The organism is Pseudomonas sp. ABFPK (genome assembly GCF_001586765.1).
Classification (GTDB): domain Bacteria; phylum Pseudomonadota; class Gammaproteobacteria; order Pseudomonadales; family Pseudomonadaceae; genus Aquipseudomonas; species Aquipseudomonas asiatica.
On sequence record NZ_LQXW01000067.1, the window covers coordinates 102,253 to 117,816 of the forward strand.

Annotated in this window: 12 protein-coding genes; 8 read left to right on the forward strand and 4 right to left on the reverse strand. The window is 62.7% G+C overall.

Annotated features, from left to right (window positions below; translation table 11 throughout):
• The 4 genes from moaD to WM94_RS26085 all read right to left on the reverse strand — a co-directional run bounded on the left by moaD (position 1) and on the right by WM94_RS26085 (position 3,720).
• The gene (gene moaD, locus WM94_RS26070) at positions 1-246 is read right to left on the reverse strand and encodes a molybdopterin converting factor subunit 1 (RefSeq protein ID WP_061552451.1); all 246 of its coding nucleotides are present in this window, start codon (positions 244-246) and stop codon (positions 1-3) included.
• Positions 246-716: a cyclic pyranopterin monophosphate synthase MoaC gene (gene moaC, locus WM94_RS26075; RefSeq protein WP_013974145.1), complete on the reverse strand. Its 471-nt coding sequence runs from the start codon at positions 714-716 to the stop codon at positions 246-248. Before moaC ends, moaD begins: the two co-directional genes overlap by 1 nt.
• Positions 717-832: 116 nt before the next feature.
• Positions 833-2,227, reverse strand: coding sequence for a PhoH family protein (locus tag WM94_RS26080; protein ID WP_013974146.1), 1,395 nt, complete (start codon positions 2,225-2,227; stop codon positions 833-835).
• A 365-nt stretch (positions 2,228-2,592) separates the two neighbouring features.
• The gene (locus WM94_RS26085) at positions 2,593-3,720 is read right to left on the reverse strand and encodes a polysaccharide deacetylase family protein (protein ID WP_061552452.1); all 1,128 of its coding nucleotides are present in this window, start codon (positions 3,718-3,720) and stop codon (positions 2,593-2,595) included.
• 137 nt (positions 3,721-3,857) lie between these two features.
• Between WM94_RS26085 and yaaA the strand changes: the two genes are divergently transcribed.
• The 8 genes from yaaA (at position 3,858) to WM94_RS26125 (ending at position 15,562) form a co-directional block, all read left to right on the forward strand.
• Positions 3,858-4,637, forward strand: coding sequence for a peroxide stress protein YaaA (yaaA, locus tag WM94_RS26090; RefSeq protein WP_061552453.1), 780 nt, complete (start codon positions 3,858-3,860; stop codon positions 4,635-4,637).
• Between the two features lie 904 nt (positions 4,638-5,541).
• Positions 5,542-6,858: a nucleotide sugar dehydrogenase gene (locus WM94_RS26095; RefSeq protein ID WP_061552454.1), complete on the forward strand. Its 1,317-nt coding sequence runs from the start codon at positions 5,542-5,544 to the stop codon at positions 6,856-6,858.
• Positions 6,859-6,931: 73 nt separating this feature from the next.
• Complete coding sequence (locus WM94_RS26100; protein WP_031324250.1) at positions 6,932-8,413, forward strand: glycosyltransferase family 2 protein; 1,482 nt, start codon at positions 6,932-6,934, stop codon at positions 8,411-8,413.
• 36 nt (positions 8,414-8,449) lie between these two features.
• Entirely contained in the window at positions 8,450-9,616 is a 1,167-nt protein-coding gene (locus WM94_RS26105) for an alginate biosynthesis protein Alg44 (RefSeq protein WP_013974151.1), read from the forward strand.
• Between the two features lie 12 nt (positions 9,617-9,628).
• Positions 9,629-11,056, forward strand: coding sequence for an alginate biosynthesis TPR repeat lipoprotein AlgK (gene algK / locus WM94_RS26110; RefSeq protein ID WP_039613016.1), 1,428 nt, complete (start codon positions 9,629-9,631; stop codon positions 11,054-11,056).
• The gene (locus WM94_RS26115) at positions 11,053-12,531 is read left to right on the forward strand and encodes an alginate export family protein (protein WP_003257139.1); all 1,479 of its coding nucleotides are present in this window, start codon (positions 11,053-11,055) and stop codon (positions 12,529-12,531) included. Before algK ends, WM94_RS26115 begins: the two co-directional genes overlap by 4 nt.
• Before the next feature lie 15 nt (positions 12,532-12,546).
• The gene (gene algG, locus WM94_RS26120) at positions 12,547-14,106 is read left to right on the forward strand and encodes a mannuronan 5-epimerase AlgG (protein WP_061552455.1); all 1,560 of its coding nucleotides are present in this window, start codon (positions 12,547-12,549) and stop codon (positions 14,104-14,106) included.
• Between the two features lie 13 nt (positions 14,107-14,119).
• Positions 14,120-15,562 carry an alginate O-acetyltransferase gene (locus WM94_RS26125; RefSeq protein ID WP_039613018.1) on the forward strand — a complete coding sequence of 481 codons (1,443 nt, stop codon included), beginning with the start codon at positions 14,120-14,122 and terminating at the stop codon, positions 15,560-15,562.
• Positions 15,563-15,564: the final 2 nt, after the last annotated feature.

Genomic DNA, 15,564 nt, shown 5'->3' on the forward strand with positions numbered 1-15,564 from the left:
TCAGCCTCCGGTCACCGGCGGGAAGAACGCCACTTCATCGCCCTCTTCCAGCGGCTCATCGAGCTTGCACAGTTCTTCGTTGCGCGCACACATCAGGTTCTGCTCGGCCAGCACTTCATAGTGCCCACCCTTGGCCACCAAGGCCTGGCGCACATCGTCGAGCACCTTGAACGCACCCTCCACCCGCTCGGCATCCACGCCCAACAATTCGCGGTAACGGGCGAAGTACATCACCTTGACCTTCATCACGCCTCCACCTTGTAGTGGCCACTTTTGCCGCCAAGTTTTTCCAGCAGGCGCACCTGCTCGATGACCATACCTTTATCCACAGCCTTGCACATGTCATAGATCGTCAGCGCAGCCACGCTGGCGGCAGTCAGCGCCTCCATCTCCACACCGGTCTGCCCGGCCAGCTTGCAGCGGGCGACGATACGCACGGCGTCCTGCCCCTCGGCACTCAGTTCGACCTTGACGCTGGTCAGCATCAGCGGGTGGCACAGCGGGATCAGTTCGCTGGTCTTCTTCGCCGCCTGGATCCCGGCAATGCGCGCCACGGCGAACACGTCGCCCTTGGGGTGTTCACCGTCGACGATCATCTGCAAGGTCTGCGGCAACATGCGCACCCGCGCCTCGGCGGTGGCCTCACGCTCGGTCACGGCCTTTTCAGTGACGTCGACCATGTTGGCCCGCCCCTGGGAATCAAGATGTGTCAGCACTGCTCTGCTCCTGTGAAGGGAACTCGCAGTGTAAACCTGTGAGTCAGGTTTGAGCAGAGGGGTGCGTCAACCGTGCCCGCGAAAGAGCCGGGCGGCGAACCGCCCGGCGGAGAGGGTTACAGATGCGACTCGGCATACTCGGCCAGCACCGAGCGTGGCACGCCCTGCAAGGTGATGTGCACGCCATGGGGGAAGTCCTTGAAGCGCTCGGTCAGGTAGGTCAGGCCCGAGCTGGTCGCGGACAGGTAGGGGGTATCGATCTGCGCCAGGTTGCCCAGGCAGACCACCTTGGACCCGGAGCCGGCACGGGTGATGATGGTTTTCATCTGGTGCGGCGTCAGGTTCTGGCACTCGTCGATCAGGATCAGGCTCTGCTGGAAGCTACGCCCACGGATGTAGTTCAGCGACTTGAACTGCAACGGCACGCGCTCGAGGATGTACTCGACGCTGCCATGGGTGCTTTCGTCATCCATGTGCAAGGCCTCGAGGTTGTCGGTGATGGCGCCCAGCCAAGGTTCCATCTTCTCGGCCTCGGTGCCCGGCAGGAAGCCGATCTCCTGGTCCAGCCCCTGCACACTGCGGGTGGCGATGATGCGCCGGTAGCGCTTGCTAACCATGGTCTGTTCGATGGCTGCGGCCAGGGCCAGGATGGTCTTGCCGGAACCGGCGGCGCCGGTCAGGTTGACCAGGTGGATATCCGGGTCAAGCAGGGCGAACAACGCCAGGCTCTGGTGGATGTCCCGCGGTTTCAAGCCCCAGGCTTCCTGGTGCAGCAGCGGTTCCTGATGCAGGTCCAGCAACAGCAGTTCGTCGTTGCGGATACCCTTGATCCAGCCTACGAAGCCCTGTTCATCGATGATGAACTCGTTGACGTGAACCGCCGGCAGGTTGTCGATCAACTGCACGCGGTGCCAGGTGCGGCCGCGCTCCTGGCGGGTATCGACCTTGCTCACCCGGTCCCAGAACGAGCCGGTGACCGAATGGTAGCCCTTGGACAGCAATGACACGTCATCGACCAGTTGGTCGGTGCTGTAGTCCTCGGCCGCGATGCCACAGGCACGTGCCTTCAGGCGCATGTTGATGTCTTTGGTGACCAGCACAACGTCCAGGTCGGTGCGCCGGGCCCGTACTTCGAGCAACTGGTTGATGATGATGTTGTCGTTGAGGTTTTCCGGCAGCAGCTTGTTCGGCTCGTTGCGCGGAGTCATCAGGATGGACAGGAAGCCCTTGGGTCCGCTCTTGCCACGCTGGATCGGCACGCCCTGCTCGACATCGCTGGGCGAGGCGTCACCAAGGGTCTGGTCGATCAGGCGAATGGCCTGGCGGCATTCGGCGGCGATGGTCTGTTTGCCGGTCTTGAGCTTGTCGAGTTCCTCCAGCACCGTCATCGGGATGGCGACATGGTGCTCCTCGAAGTTCAGTAACGCGTTGGGGTCGTGAATCAGGACGTTGGTATCGAGCACATACAGGATAGGCTTGCTGGAGGAAGGGTTGCGTCCTTGGTCATCCATACTCGGTCACCTTATGTCGAAGCCACACGGCGTGGTCTGTTACGCCGCAGAGTGACTGCCGCTGTCCCCGTATCCGCGTTGTTACGGGCGGGAAGCGAACCTGGCTAGGTGGGCCTGGATGACGCCACCTGTGCTGCAGGAATCGGCTGTCTGGTTTCTTCATACCGCAAAAATGATGACTAAAAAAAGTCTTTTTACGCGTAGGTGAAGTTTATTTTTCCAAATGACGAACAGGGGTTGGCGAGGGGGCGCGTGAGGACTACAGTCAAAAATCAGGCTGCCATTGCAGGGGCTATCGCCAGCAAGCCATGCACGGTACCTGTTGGAGCTGGCTTGCCGGCGATGGGCTGCGCAGCAGCCCCCTCTCACCCCCGGTTGGCATATCCCTGGCAATCTTCCCAACCAATCCCGCTCTGCGCCGTATTGCGCAACAACCACTCCACCGCCGGCTGCGCCCTGGGCAGGCTGTCATGGAACTGGATCACGCCCTTGCGCCACAGCAGCATCAAGGTCAGCACCCGCTGGGCAGAGGCCTCGGCGCTCAGTGCGCCATCATCCTGGGCATCAATGTCCCACAACGACACTTGCAACTGCTGGCTGGCCATGAACGCCTCGCCATCGGCCCGGCGCTGCCCGTAGGGCGGCCGAAACAACGGTACATACTGCTCCGGCAGGTCGGCCTGCACCCGAGCCTGGCTGCGCCGCAATGAATCCTGCCAGTCTGTCCACTGCGCATGGGAGCGGTACTCCCAACCCAAAATCCCCACGCAATGCCCACGATAGAGCTGGCGCAAGGCATCTGCCGCACCGGCGTCGCGGCGTTGCTGCAGGCGGTTGCCGAGCACGAAGAACGTGCCTTCAAGCTTTTGCCGGCGCAGATAATCAGCCAGCAGATCGGTACTGCCGCCATCCGGCCCGGGCCCGCCGACGAAGGTCAGCAGGAACATACGGTCGTTCAGTTCATCCCCATTGCGCTCGCGCGAGGACAACCGCTCCACCTCGCTGCTGGTCTGTGGCAACAACGCAGCCTTGCGCAGTTGTTCGTCCAGGTACCGCACATGGAACTGGTGGCTCGGCTCGATCCAGCCGGTGTAGAACGTGCCGACATCGGTAGCGAACGTCGCTGCCTGCGTGCGCAACTCCGCCATCGACGTAACCGGATAGCAGAACGACGCATCCTGCTCGCAACTGCGCTGCGCCTGTTGATAACCTTCCCACAACCGCTGCCACATGCGCGCCCGCACCAGGCGCACCTTCTGCAGGTTGACCTGCCGTAGCCCCAAGCGTGCCGCCAGCGCCGCGTCGTCCAGCAGTTCGCTTTCGTGCAGCACCTGGGCGAACGAGAGGATCTCGGCTCGCGAGGCCACATCGAACAACGCCGGGCTGTCCAGTTTTTCGGGCCACAGGCTGCGGTCCAGGCTTACCTGGGTTGAAGGGGCGGCTTGCACGGCCAGGCTCAGCAGAGCGGCCAGCAAGGCAAAGGCAATACGCACGGTTGAAGGCTCCGCAACGGCGAAACGCGCACTATAGCCTCTGCACCGGCCATGGTCTGTGACTATCGTCGCCATAGTTTGGACTTGCACCGCCCAGCCCGTAGAATTCCCGGCCAACGATGCCAGGAGCCGACCCGATGCTGACGGTGATTTCACCCGCCAAGACCCTCGACTACGACACCCCGCCGGTGACCGAGCGTTTCACCCTGCCCCAGTACCTGGACGACTCCCAGGAGCTGATCCAGCAGCTGCGCGACCTGTCGCCAGCGCAGATCAGCGAACTGATGCACCTGTCCGACAAGCTCGCCGGCCTGAATGCCGCGCGCTTCGGCAGCTGGACCCCGGACTTCACCCCGGCCAATGCCAAGCAAGCGCTGCTGGCGTTCAAGGGTGACGTGTATACCGGCCTCGACGCCGAAAGCCTGGGCGAGGACGATTTCAGCTACGCCCAGCAGCACTTGCGCATGCTTTCGGGCCTGTATGGCCTGCTGCGCCCGCTCGACCTGATGCAACCTTACCGCCTGGAAATGGGCACCAAGCTGGCAAACGCCCGGGGTAAGGACCTGTACGCTTTCTGGGGCACACGCATCAGCGAGTGGCTGAACCAGGCCTTGGCCGAACAGGGCGATGACGTGCTGCTGAACTTGGCCAGCAACGAGTATTTCAGCGCGGTGAAGCGCAGTGCGCTCAAGGCCCGGGTGATCAACGTCGACTTCAAGGACCTGAAGAACGGCCAGTACAAGATCATCAGCTTCTACGCCAAGAAAGCCCGCGGCATGATGAGCCGCTTCGTGATCCAGCAGCGCATCAGCGACCCGGAGCAGCTCAAGCAGTTCGATGTGCAGGGGTACTACTACAGTGCCGAACAGTCGAAGCCGGACCACCTGGTGTTCCTGCGGGATCATCCTTCCGAATAGTCAGGCAATACACAATCCCCTGTAGGAGCGGCCTTGTGTCGCGAAAGGGCCGCATAGCGGCCCCGGCAATTTCTGCTTTGATGTTGAAATCCTGGGGCCGCTGCGCGGCCCTTTCGCGACACAAGGCCGCTCCTACAAAAAGCGCCCCCCTCCTTACCCCCTCCGCCCCGCAACAGGGCACGACGCAAAGCGTCATCGCGCCATAAAACCAGCGCCAAAAAATCGACACACCATCACTTATAGCCAAACGCCATAAGACCGTTCGTAGCTTTTTTGACGAATTTTTCAAAATATTTTTCGATGCTGGCATAAAAATATCTCGCAACAGTTTCGCCCTTTATATATCGGGGCAAAACGCCCGAGTGCTATCAGATTGAAATTGTCCGCCACTGAAAAAATATTTAGAAATCTTTCATCCACGCCGAACCCACCCCGGAACTTCTGCTACGACGAATAGCTCATAGTGCCGTAACGCTTTTCCTGCCCCTGGGCTGTGAGAGATGACTTACAGATGACAACGGCAGGTATCTACTACCCGCCCCAACAACTTCGACAGGTATGACGGGAACCCCCGAAAACCCTGTCCATGCAGGAGAGACGCGTCCCTTTCAATTCGTCCTAGTGGTTGATTTCAAAGGATTTTTCCACTTGAAAAAACAAGCACAGCAAAGCGCCACGTAGCGCCTTGCAATAAAGACGGCTGCATTCCAGGGCACGTTTTTTAATTAATGGCTTTTTACTGCCACATTTGAGTGCATAACTTTTTGCGCTCCGGATTTATTTTGCCTGCGCTCGGCGAAGTGTGCATTTCGCCATGGATCCGTGCGCCCGAAAACTGTTGTTAATCAACCCAGTCCGGCTCTCTCCGGAGGTGCCGACGTGATAAACACATGAGGTGATAGCGATGCGTATCAGCATCTTTGGTTTGGGTTATGTAGGTGCGGTCTGTGCAGGCTGCCTGACGGCGCGAGGCCATGAAGTGATCGGTGTGGACGTGTCCAGCACCAAGATCGACCTGATCAATCAGGGCAAGTCGCCCATCGTCGAACCTGGCCTGGAAGCACTGCTGCAACAGGGCATCGCCAACGGCCGCCTGCGCGGTACTACCGATTTCGCCGAAGCCATCCGTGCCAGCGACGTATCGATGATCTGCGTGGGTACCCCAAGCAAGAAGAACGGCGACCTGGGCCTTGAGTACATCGAATCGGTGTGCCGCGAAATCGGCTACGTGCTGCGTGACAGCGAGCGCCGCCACACCATCGTGGTACGCAGCACCGTGCTGCCGGGCACCGTGAAGAACGTGGTGATCCCGATCCTCGAAGACTGCTCGGGCAAGAAAGCCGGCGTCGACTTCGGCGTTGCGGTCAACCCGGAATTCCTGCGTGAAAGCACCGCGATCAAGGACTACGACCAGCCACCGATGACCGTCATCGGCGAACTGGACAGCGCCAGCGGCGACATCCTGCAGGCCCTGTACGAAGAGCTCGACGCACCGATCATCCGCAAGCCGATCGAAGTGGCCGAGATGATCAAGTACACCTGCAACGTGTGGCACGCCACCAAGGTCACCTTCGCCAACGAGATCGGCAACATCGCCAAGGCCGTAGGCGTGGATGGCCGTGACGTGATGGACGTGGTCTGCCAGGACAAAGTGCTGAACCTGTCCCAGTACTACATGCGCCCTGGCTTCGCCTTCGGCGGCTCGTGCCTGCCCAAGGATGTGCGCGCCCTCACCTATCGCGCCGCCAGCCTCGATGTACGCGCACCGCTGCTCGACTCGCTGATGCGCAGCAACGAATCGCAGGTGCAGAACGCCTTCGAGCTGATCGAAGCCCACGACAAGCGCAAGGTCGCCCTGCTCGGTCTGAGCTTCAAGGCCGGCACCGACGACCTTCGTGAAAGCCCGCTGGTGGAACTGGCCGAACGCCTGATCGGCAAGGGCTACCAGCTGGATATCTACGACGAGAACGTCCAGTACGCCCGCGTACACGGCGCCAACAAGGACTACATCGAGTCGAAGATCCCGCACGTGTCGTCGCTGCTCAACGCCGACTTCCAGAAGGTGATCGACAACGCCGACGTCATCGTCCTGGGCAACCGTGACGAGCAGTTCCGTGCACTGGCCCAGCAAGCGCCGGCCGGCAAGCACGTGATCGACCTGGTCGGTTTCATGAGCAAACCGACCTGCGCTACCAGCCGCACCGAAGGCATCTGCTGGTAAGTGCTGGCCGGGCAGCGGGGGCCTCCCCACCCCCGCTGCCCACCTTTTCCCGAATTCTCGACGGATGCTGAACATGCAAAGGATCCAGACAGTGCTGTTGCAGTGCGCCGGTTGGCTGCTCTACGTGAGTCTGCTCATGCTGATCGCCCTGGCCCTGCCAGCCGATATCTTCGACTCGCAGTCGAAGCACTTCATCTTCCTGGTCGGCGCAGTCGGCATCTGGCGCTACTCCATGGGCGCCACCCATTTCATCCGCGGCATGATCTTCCTCTACGGCGTATACCCGTACCTGCGCCGCAAGGTTCAGAAAATGGGCAAGGACGCCGACCCGTCCCACGTGTACCTGATGGTGACCAGCTTCCGCATCGAAGCACTCACCACCGCCCAGGTGTACAGCTCGGTGATCCGCGAGGCGATCAACTGTGGCTTCCCCACCACCGTGGTCTGCTCGCTGGTGGAGATGTCGGACGAACTGCTGGTGAAAAGCCTGTGGGCCAAATACAACCCGCCAGCCCACGTGAAGCTGGACATCGTGCGCATCGCCGGTACCGGCAAGCGTGACGGCCTGGCCTACGGTTTCCGTGCGATCTCGCGCATGCTGCCGGACGAGAACGCCGTGGTGGCGGTAATCGACGGTGACACCGTGCTGGGCGATGGCGTGGTACGCAAGACCGTGCCGTGGTTCAAGCTGTTCCCCAACGTCGGCGGCCTGACCACCAACGAGTTCTGCGAAGTGCGTGGCGGCTACATCATGAGCGAGTGGCACAAGCTGCGCTTCGCCCAGCGCCACATCAACATGTGCTCGATGGCCCTGTCCAAGCGCGTGCTGACCATGACCGGACGCATGTCGATGTTCCGCGCCAGCGTGGTGACCAACCCCGAGTTCATCGCCGACGTCGAAAGCGACTCGCTGATGCACTGGCGCCTGGGCCGCTTCAAGTTCCTCACCGGTGACGACAAGTCCAGCTGGTTCAGCCTGATGCGCCTGGGCTACGACACCTTCTACGTGCCGGACGCCGCCATCAACACGGTCGAGCACCCGCCGGAGAAGAGCTTCCTCAAGGCCAGCCGCAAGCTGATGTACCGCTGGTACGGCAACAACCTGCGGCAGAACTCCCGCGCGCTTGGCCTGGGCCTGCGCCGCCTGGGGCTGTTCACCAGCATCGTGCTGTTCGACCAGCGCGTGTCGATGTGGACCAGCCTGCTGGGCCTGACCGTGGCGGTGATCGCCAGCCTCAAGTTCGGCCTGGGCTTCCTGCTGGTGTATCTGCTGTGGATCGGCATCACCCGCCTGATCCTCACCATCATGCTGCTGTGCTCCGGCCACAACGTAGGCCCGGCCTACCCGCTGATTCTCTATTACAACCAGATCATCGGCGCGCTGATGAAGATCTACGTGTTCTTCCGCCTCGACAAGCAGTCCTGGACGCGTCAGCCCACTGCCCTCAAGCGTGACCTCGCCAGTTTTCAACAATGGTTCAACACCTGGTCCTCGCGGACCATGACCTTCTCGGCTGCCAGCATCTTCGTTGCTGTGCTGTTCATGGTCGTGTGAGCCCAACCCGGATCGGAACTAACAGGAACAAACCACATGAATACCGCCGTGAACGTCAACGTCGTGCATGAGTCCGAAGCCCAGCGCCAGCATGCCCGGGTACGCATCCCCGCCAAGCTGCGGTTCCTCGACCCTCAGCGCCAGGCCCACGATGTGAAGGTCGACGACCTCTCCGCCGGTGGCCTGAGCTTCCACACCAAGCAACAACTGTCGGTTGGCGACGTGCTCCGCGGGCGGCTGCAGTTCACGGTCGACAACCTCGGCCTGTCGATGGACATCGAGTTCCAGGTGCGCTCCTACAACCCGGGCAGCGGCCGTACCGGCGCGCAGTTCCAGAACCTCGAGCTCCGCGACATCGCCACGCTGCGCCACATCATCACCTCGCACCTGTCGGGTGAGCTGATCACTGCCGGCGATGTGCTCAGTACCCTGCAGCGCGACAACTTCACCAAGGCGCGCAAGCAGAAGGACGGCGGTGCCGGCCTGAGCGCCTTCGGCCGCCTCAAGGCGGTCACCGTCACCCTCGGCGTGTTCGTGGTCGGTGTCGCCGCCTTCGGCTTCATCGCCAAGTCGCTGTACGGCATGTACTTCGTCAGCCATGCCGAAGCCGGCGTGGTCGCGGTACCCACCACCAACGTCACCATGCCGCGCGACGGCACCGTGAACAGCCTGGTCGAAAGCGGTGGGCAGATCGCCAAGGGCGCGCCACTGGCCAGTTTCACCACCAGCATGCTGGACATGCTCAAGGGCAACCTGGAAGACGCACAGCTGGAGCCGGCGAAGATCGAGGAACTGTTCGGCAAGCAGTTGTCCGGCACCCTCACCAGCCCGTGTGATTGCGTGGTTGCCCGCCAGCTGGTGGACAACGGCCAGTACGCCGCCAAGGGCCAGCCGATCTTCCAGCTGATCCCGCGCACCACCAACCCGATGGTCGAGGCGCGCTTCACCTACCGCCAGTTCGACGAGGTCAAGCCAGGCACCCGCGTCAACTTCCAGGTAGCCGGCGAAGACGAAGTGCGAACCGGCCAGATCGTCAGCAGCGCCAGCCTCAACAGCGAAGACCTGGCCGCCGACATCCGCGTGCAGATCAAGCCCGACAGCGCCCTGCCCGCCGAACTCGCCGGTCGCCCGGCTTCGGTCAACAGCGACCGTGGCCCATCGCTGAACTGGCTGATCGACAAAGCCATGGCCCGTGGGCTGTAAGAGGACCACAACATGATTCCCCACAAGAAAAGCGCCAGCCTGGGCCTGTGTGCCCTGGCTGCAGCCATCACCCTGGCCGGCTGTGCAGGCCTGCCCGACCAGCGCCTGGCCAACGAAGCCATGAAGCGCGGTGACACGGCACTGGCCGAGCGCAACTACAAGGCGCTGGCCGACCTGGGCTACAGCGAAGCGCAAGTGGGCCTGGCCGACATCAAGGTCGCCACCCGCGACCCGGCGAAAATCAAGGAAGCCGAGGCCACCTACCGCGCCGCGGCCGCCATCTCGCCGCGTGCCCAGGCGCGCCTTGGCCGCCTGCTGGTGGCCAAGCCCGACAGCACCCAGGCCGAGCGCGAAGAAGCCGAAACCCTGCTCAAGCAAGCCGCCAAGCAGGGCGAAAGCAACACCCTGATCCCGCTGGCGATGCTCTACCTGACCTACCCGCAGAGCTTCCCCAAGGTCAACGCGCAGCAGCAGATCGACCAGTGGCGCGCCGCCGGTAACCCGGAAGCGGGCCTGGCCCAGGTGCTGCTGTACCGCACCCAGGGCACCTACGACCAGCACCTGGGCGAAGTGGAGAAAATCTGCAAGGCCGCCCTGAACACCACCGACATCTGCTACGTCGAGCTGGCCACCGTGTACCAGAAGCGTGGCCAGGCCGACCAGCAGGCTGCCCTGCTCGGCCAGCTCAAGGCTGCCTACGCCCGTGGCGCAGTGCCGGCCACCCGGGTCGACAGCGTTGCCCGGGTACTGGCTGACCGCAGCCTCGGCCAGACCGACGAAAAAACCGCCAAGGACCTGCTCGAGCAGGTGGCCCCGGCCAACCCGGCGTCCTGGGTCAGCCTGGCGCAACTGGTGTACGACTTCCCCGAGCTGGGCGATACCGACCAGCTGATGGCCTACATCGACAAGGGCCGCGAAGCCGAACAGCCACGCGCCGAACTGTTGCTGGGCCGCCTGTACTACGAAGGCAAGACCGTGCCTGCGGACGCGGCCAAAGCCGAAGAACACCTGCAGGCTGCCGCCGACGCCGGCGAAGTCAGCGCCCATTACTACCTGGGCCAGCTGTACCGCCGCGGCTACCTGGGCAATGTCGAGCCGCAGAAGGCCGTCGACCACCTGCTGGCCGCCGCCCGTGGCGGACAGAACAGCGCCGACTACGCCTTGGCCCAGCTGTTCAGCGAAGGCCACGGCATTCGCCCGCAGCCGGGCAACGCCTGGGTATTCGCCCAGCTCGCCCAGGCCAACCCGTCGCCGCAATCCGCTGAACTGCTGCAGCAGCTCGACCAGCAACTTACGCCTGACCAGCGCAGCCAGGCCCAGCAACTGCTGGCACAAGAGAAGCAGGCGCGCGGCAGCATGGCGCAAGGTGCCAACAGCACCCTGGCCATCGAAGCCCTGCAAGACGACGAAAAAGAAGTAACCGGTGAGGACTCGCTATGACGCTCAATCCCTTCGTGAAAGCTGGCATCGGCCTGAGCTTCGCCCTGCTGTGGTCCTGCCCGACCCTGGCGGAAATGACCGCTGAAAAGAACTTCGGCCTGGATGTGAAGATCACCGGCCAGTCGGAAGACGACCGTGACCTGGGCACCCGCTCCGGCGGCGACGTCAACGGCCTCGGTCTTGATCTGCGCCCCTGGGTATATGGCGAGCGTGGCAACTGGAGCGCCTATGCCATGGGCCAGGCAGTCACCGCCACCGACACCATCGAAACCGACACCCTGCGCCAGAACGACGACGGCACCACCACCGACACCGCCGCCGACGGCCGCGAACAAGACAAGAGCTACCTGGCCATGCGCGAATTCTGGGTCGGCTACAGCGGCCTGACCGCCTACCCCGGCGAGCAGCTGCGTTTCGGCCGCCAGCGCCTGCGCAGCGACGATGGCATGTGGCGTGACACCAATATCGAGGCGCTGAACTGGACCTTCGACACCACCCTGCTCAAGGCCGACCTGGGCGTGGCCCAGCGCTTCAGCGAATACCGCACCGACCTCACCGAGCTGGCCCCGGAAGACAAGGACCGCACACACCTCTACGGCAACGTCGCCACGCAGTGGACCCCTGGCCACTGGGTCGGCGTACGCGCCCACCACACCCACGACGGCGGCAGCCTGAAGAACCCGGGCGAAACCGTCGATGCGCTGGACAAGACCCGCACCGGCGACCTCACCTGGCTGGGCCTGGAAGCGAACAGCGACGCCTACAACTGGCGCAACGACCACACCGTCAACTACTGGGGCAGCGTCACCTGGCTGACCGGTGACCGCGACACCCTCAGCAGCCAGGTCGTCGGTGACGAAACCGTGGCCACCGGCAAGCAGAGCGGTGACGTCAACGCCTGGGCCACCGACCTCGGCATCCGCCTGCGCCTCGACCCGCAATGGCAAGTCGGTGCGGCCTATGCCCGTGGCAGCGGCGGCGGTGGCGACGACGGTTCGAGCAACTACGAGCAGACCGGCCTCGAGAGCAACCGCTCCAACTACACCGGCACCCGTTCGCGCGTGCACCGCTTCGGTGAAGCCTTCCGTGGCGAGCTTGGCAACCTGCAGGCGGCCACCCTGTTCGCCTCCTGGCAGCTGCGCGACGACTACGACGCCAGCTTCATCTACCACAAGTTCTGGCGTGTCGATGGCAACCAGAACATCGGTTCCAGCGGCATCAACGCGGTGGTCAACGACAACGGCGTGAACCGCCCGCTGGTCGATGGTGAAAAAGACCTTGGCCAGGAAATGGACGTGGTCGTGACAAAGTACTTCAAGCAAGGCCTGCTGCCGGCTTCGATGAGCCAGGCCATCGACGAGCCATCTGCCCTGGTGCGCCTGCGCGCCGGTGTGTTCAAGCCGGGTGACGCCTACGGCAAGGAAGCGGACTCGTACATGCACCGCGCCTTCGTCGACGTGATCTGGCGCTTCTGAGGCCGGGAGACCCTGATGAACCTTCACCCGCACTTACGTCACAGCCTCCTGGCCAGCGCCCTGCTGCTGGCCAGTGGCCTGGTCGCTGCCGCAGAGCCCAAGGTGATTGCCAAGGAACTGCAGCAGGCCAAGACCTACACGGTCTCCAGTGCACCGGTCGAGCCGCTGCACATGGACCCGCCGAAGCTGCCTGACCTGACCGGCTACACCGCCGAGGCGGTGCAGAAGAAAATCGACCGTCGCCACAAGGGCAAGGTCAGCCTGCGCCGCATGTTCCAAGAGGACACCCTCAAGGAATTCGTCGGCGGCGACAACAAGGCGGCCGAGTGGGTCCAGCGCCAGCATGGCATTCCGCAGGCGATCTTCGTCGATGACGGCCATGTCGACCTGGTCGAGCTGAGCAAGAAGGTACCCAAGCAGTACCTCAGCGAAGTCGAGCCGGGCGTATTCCTGGCGCGCCTGCCGATCGTGGTCGGGCAGAAGGGCATCCTCGAGATCGACGGCAAGGTCAAGCAACTGCGCCTGTCCGAGGAAGGCGGTTCGTTCCTGGTCAACGACGGCAAGCTGTTCGTCACCGACACCCAGGTGACCGGCTGGCGGGAAAAGGAAAACGGCCCGGCGACCTTCCGTTCGCCCAAGGAATTCCGCCCGTTCCTGCTGTCGTGGGGCGGCACCGAGACCTACATCGTCAATACCAAGATGGCCAGCTTCGGCTACGCCAAGTCCAAGTCGTACGGCGTGAGCATCTCGCAGTACACGCCGAACATGGCCAAGCGCATGGGCCGCCCGGAACCCACCGGCTGGATCATCGGCTCCGAGTTCAGCGACATGTGGTACGGCTTCTACTGCTACGAAACCCAGGACTTCGTGGTCAAGGACAGCACCTACCGCGACAACATCGTCTACGGCATCGACCCGCACGACCGCTCGCACCGGCTGATCATCGCCGGCAACACGGTGTACGGCACCAAGAAAAAGCACGGCATCATCGTCTCGCGTGAGGTCAACGACAGCTGGATCATCAACAACAAGAGCTTCGACAACAAGCTCTCGGGCGTGGTGATCGACCGTAACAGCGTCAACAACCTGATTGCCTACAACGAGATCTACCGCAACCACACCGACGGCATCACCCTGTACGAAAGTGGCGACAACCTGATCTGGGGCAACAAGCTGATCAACAACCGCCGCCACGGCATCCGTGTGCGTAACAGCGTGAACATCCGCCTGTACGAAAACGTCGCAATGGCCAACGGCCTGGTCGGCGTGTACGGCCACATCAAGGACCTGTCCAACACCGACCGCGACATCGCCCTCGACCCGTTCGACACCAAGGTGTCGCTGATCCTGGTCGGTGGCGAACTGGCGGCCAACGGCTCGGGCCCGCTGTCGATCGACTCGCCGCTGTCGGTCGAGCTTTACAAGGTATCCATGCTCGCCCCGCGCAAGGCCAACGGCATCAGCCTCAACGGCATCCTCGGCGAACGCCAGGACGAAATCCTCGACCTGCTGGTACGCCAGCAAAAGGCTGTGCTGATCGACCCGGTCGAACGCCAGACCGAAATGATCGATTAAGGAAGCCCAGACCATGACTCCACATCTGATGAAACTGCTGGGCCTGTCCGCCGCCCTTCTGGCGATCAGCCAGGGCGTGCGCGCCGAAGACGTCAAGGCCCCCACCTTCAGCGCCGAGCCTTGCTGCCAACTGTGCCCTGAAGCGCATGACCCAAGCCGCTACACCACCCGTTACCAGCAGAACTTCACCACGCTGGTGCAGGCCCAGGGCGACTGGCTGTTCCGTACCCGCGAAGACCTGCGCACCGAGTTCAATACCACCCCGGCCGGCTACAAGCGCCTGCAGCAAGTGCACGACGCGTTCAAGAAGCGCGGCGTGGAACTGGTGGTGGTGTACCAGCCGACCCGTGGCCTGGTGAACCGCAACATGCTCAACCCGGCGGAAAAGGCGGCCTTCGACTACCAGAAGGCCCTGGGCAACTACCAGGCCATGCTCAAGCGCTTTGCCAGCATGGGCTACAACGTGCCCGACCTGTCGCCGCTGACCAACGAACAGCTGGCCGCTGCCGACCAGGGCAAGGACTTCTACTTCCGTGGCGACCAGCACTGGACGCCTTATGGCGCCGAGCGCGCAGCCAGGATCGTGGCCGATACCGTGCACAAGATGCCGGCCTTCGAAGGCATCCCGCGCAAGGAATTCGAAACGAAAAAGTCCGGGCGCATGGGCAAGACCGGCACCCTGCATAACGTGGCCGGCCAGCTGTGCGGCACCAGCTATGCCGTCCAGTACATGGACCAGTTCGCCACCGAGCCGAAAGGTTCCACCGGCGGCGGCGACGACCTGTTCGGTGACGGCGGCAACGCGCAGATCACCCTGGTCGGCACCAGCCACAGTGGCAAGAACTACAACTTCTCCGGCTTCCTCGAGCAGTACATCGGCGCCGACGTGCTCAACGTGGCCTTCCCTGGTGGTGGCCTGGAAGGTTCGATGATCCAGTACCTGGGCAGCGAAGAATTCCAGAAGAACCCGCCGAAGATCCTGATCTGGGAATTCTCCCCGCTGTATCGCCTGGACCAGGAAACCATCTGGCGGCAAATCCTTGGCCTGCTCGACGACGGCTGCGATGACCGCCCGGCCCTGATGAGCGCCAGCGCCACCCTCAAGCCCGGCAAGAACGAGCTGATGGTCAATGGCAAGGGCGGCGTGATCAAAGACCTGATCAACCGCAACATGCAGATGGACATCAAGTTCGAAGACCCGTCGGTGAAGGTGCTGCAGGCGACCCTCTGGTACCTCAACGGCCGCCACGAGGACATCAAGCTGGAAAAACCGGAAACCTCCGACACCGACGGCCGCTTCGTCTTCCAGATGCGCGAAGACGAGGACTGGGCCAGCCAGAGCCTGCTGGCGTTCGAGGTGCAGGGACCGGAAAGCGGTACCCAGAAGGTCGAAGCCAAGCTCTGCAAACGCAACAACTTCGCCGTGCCTGCGCAGACCGCGCAGGCCGGCCAGTGAGG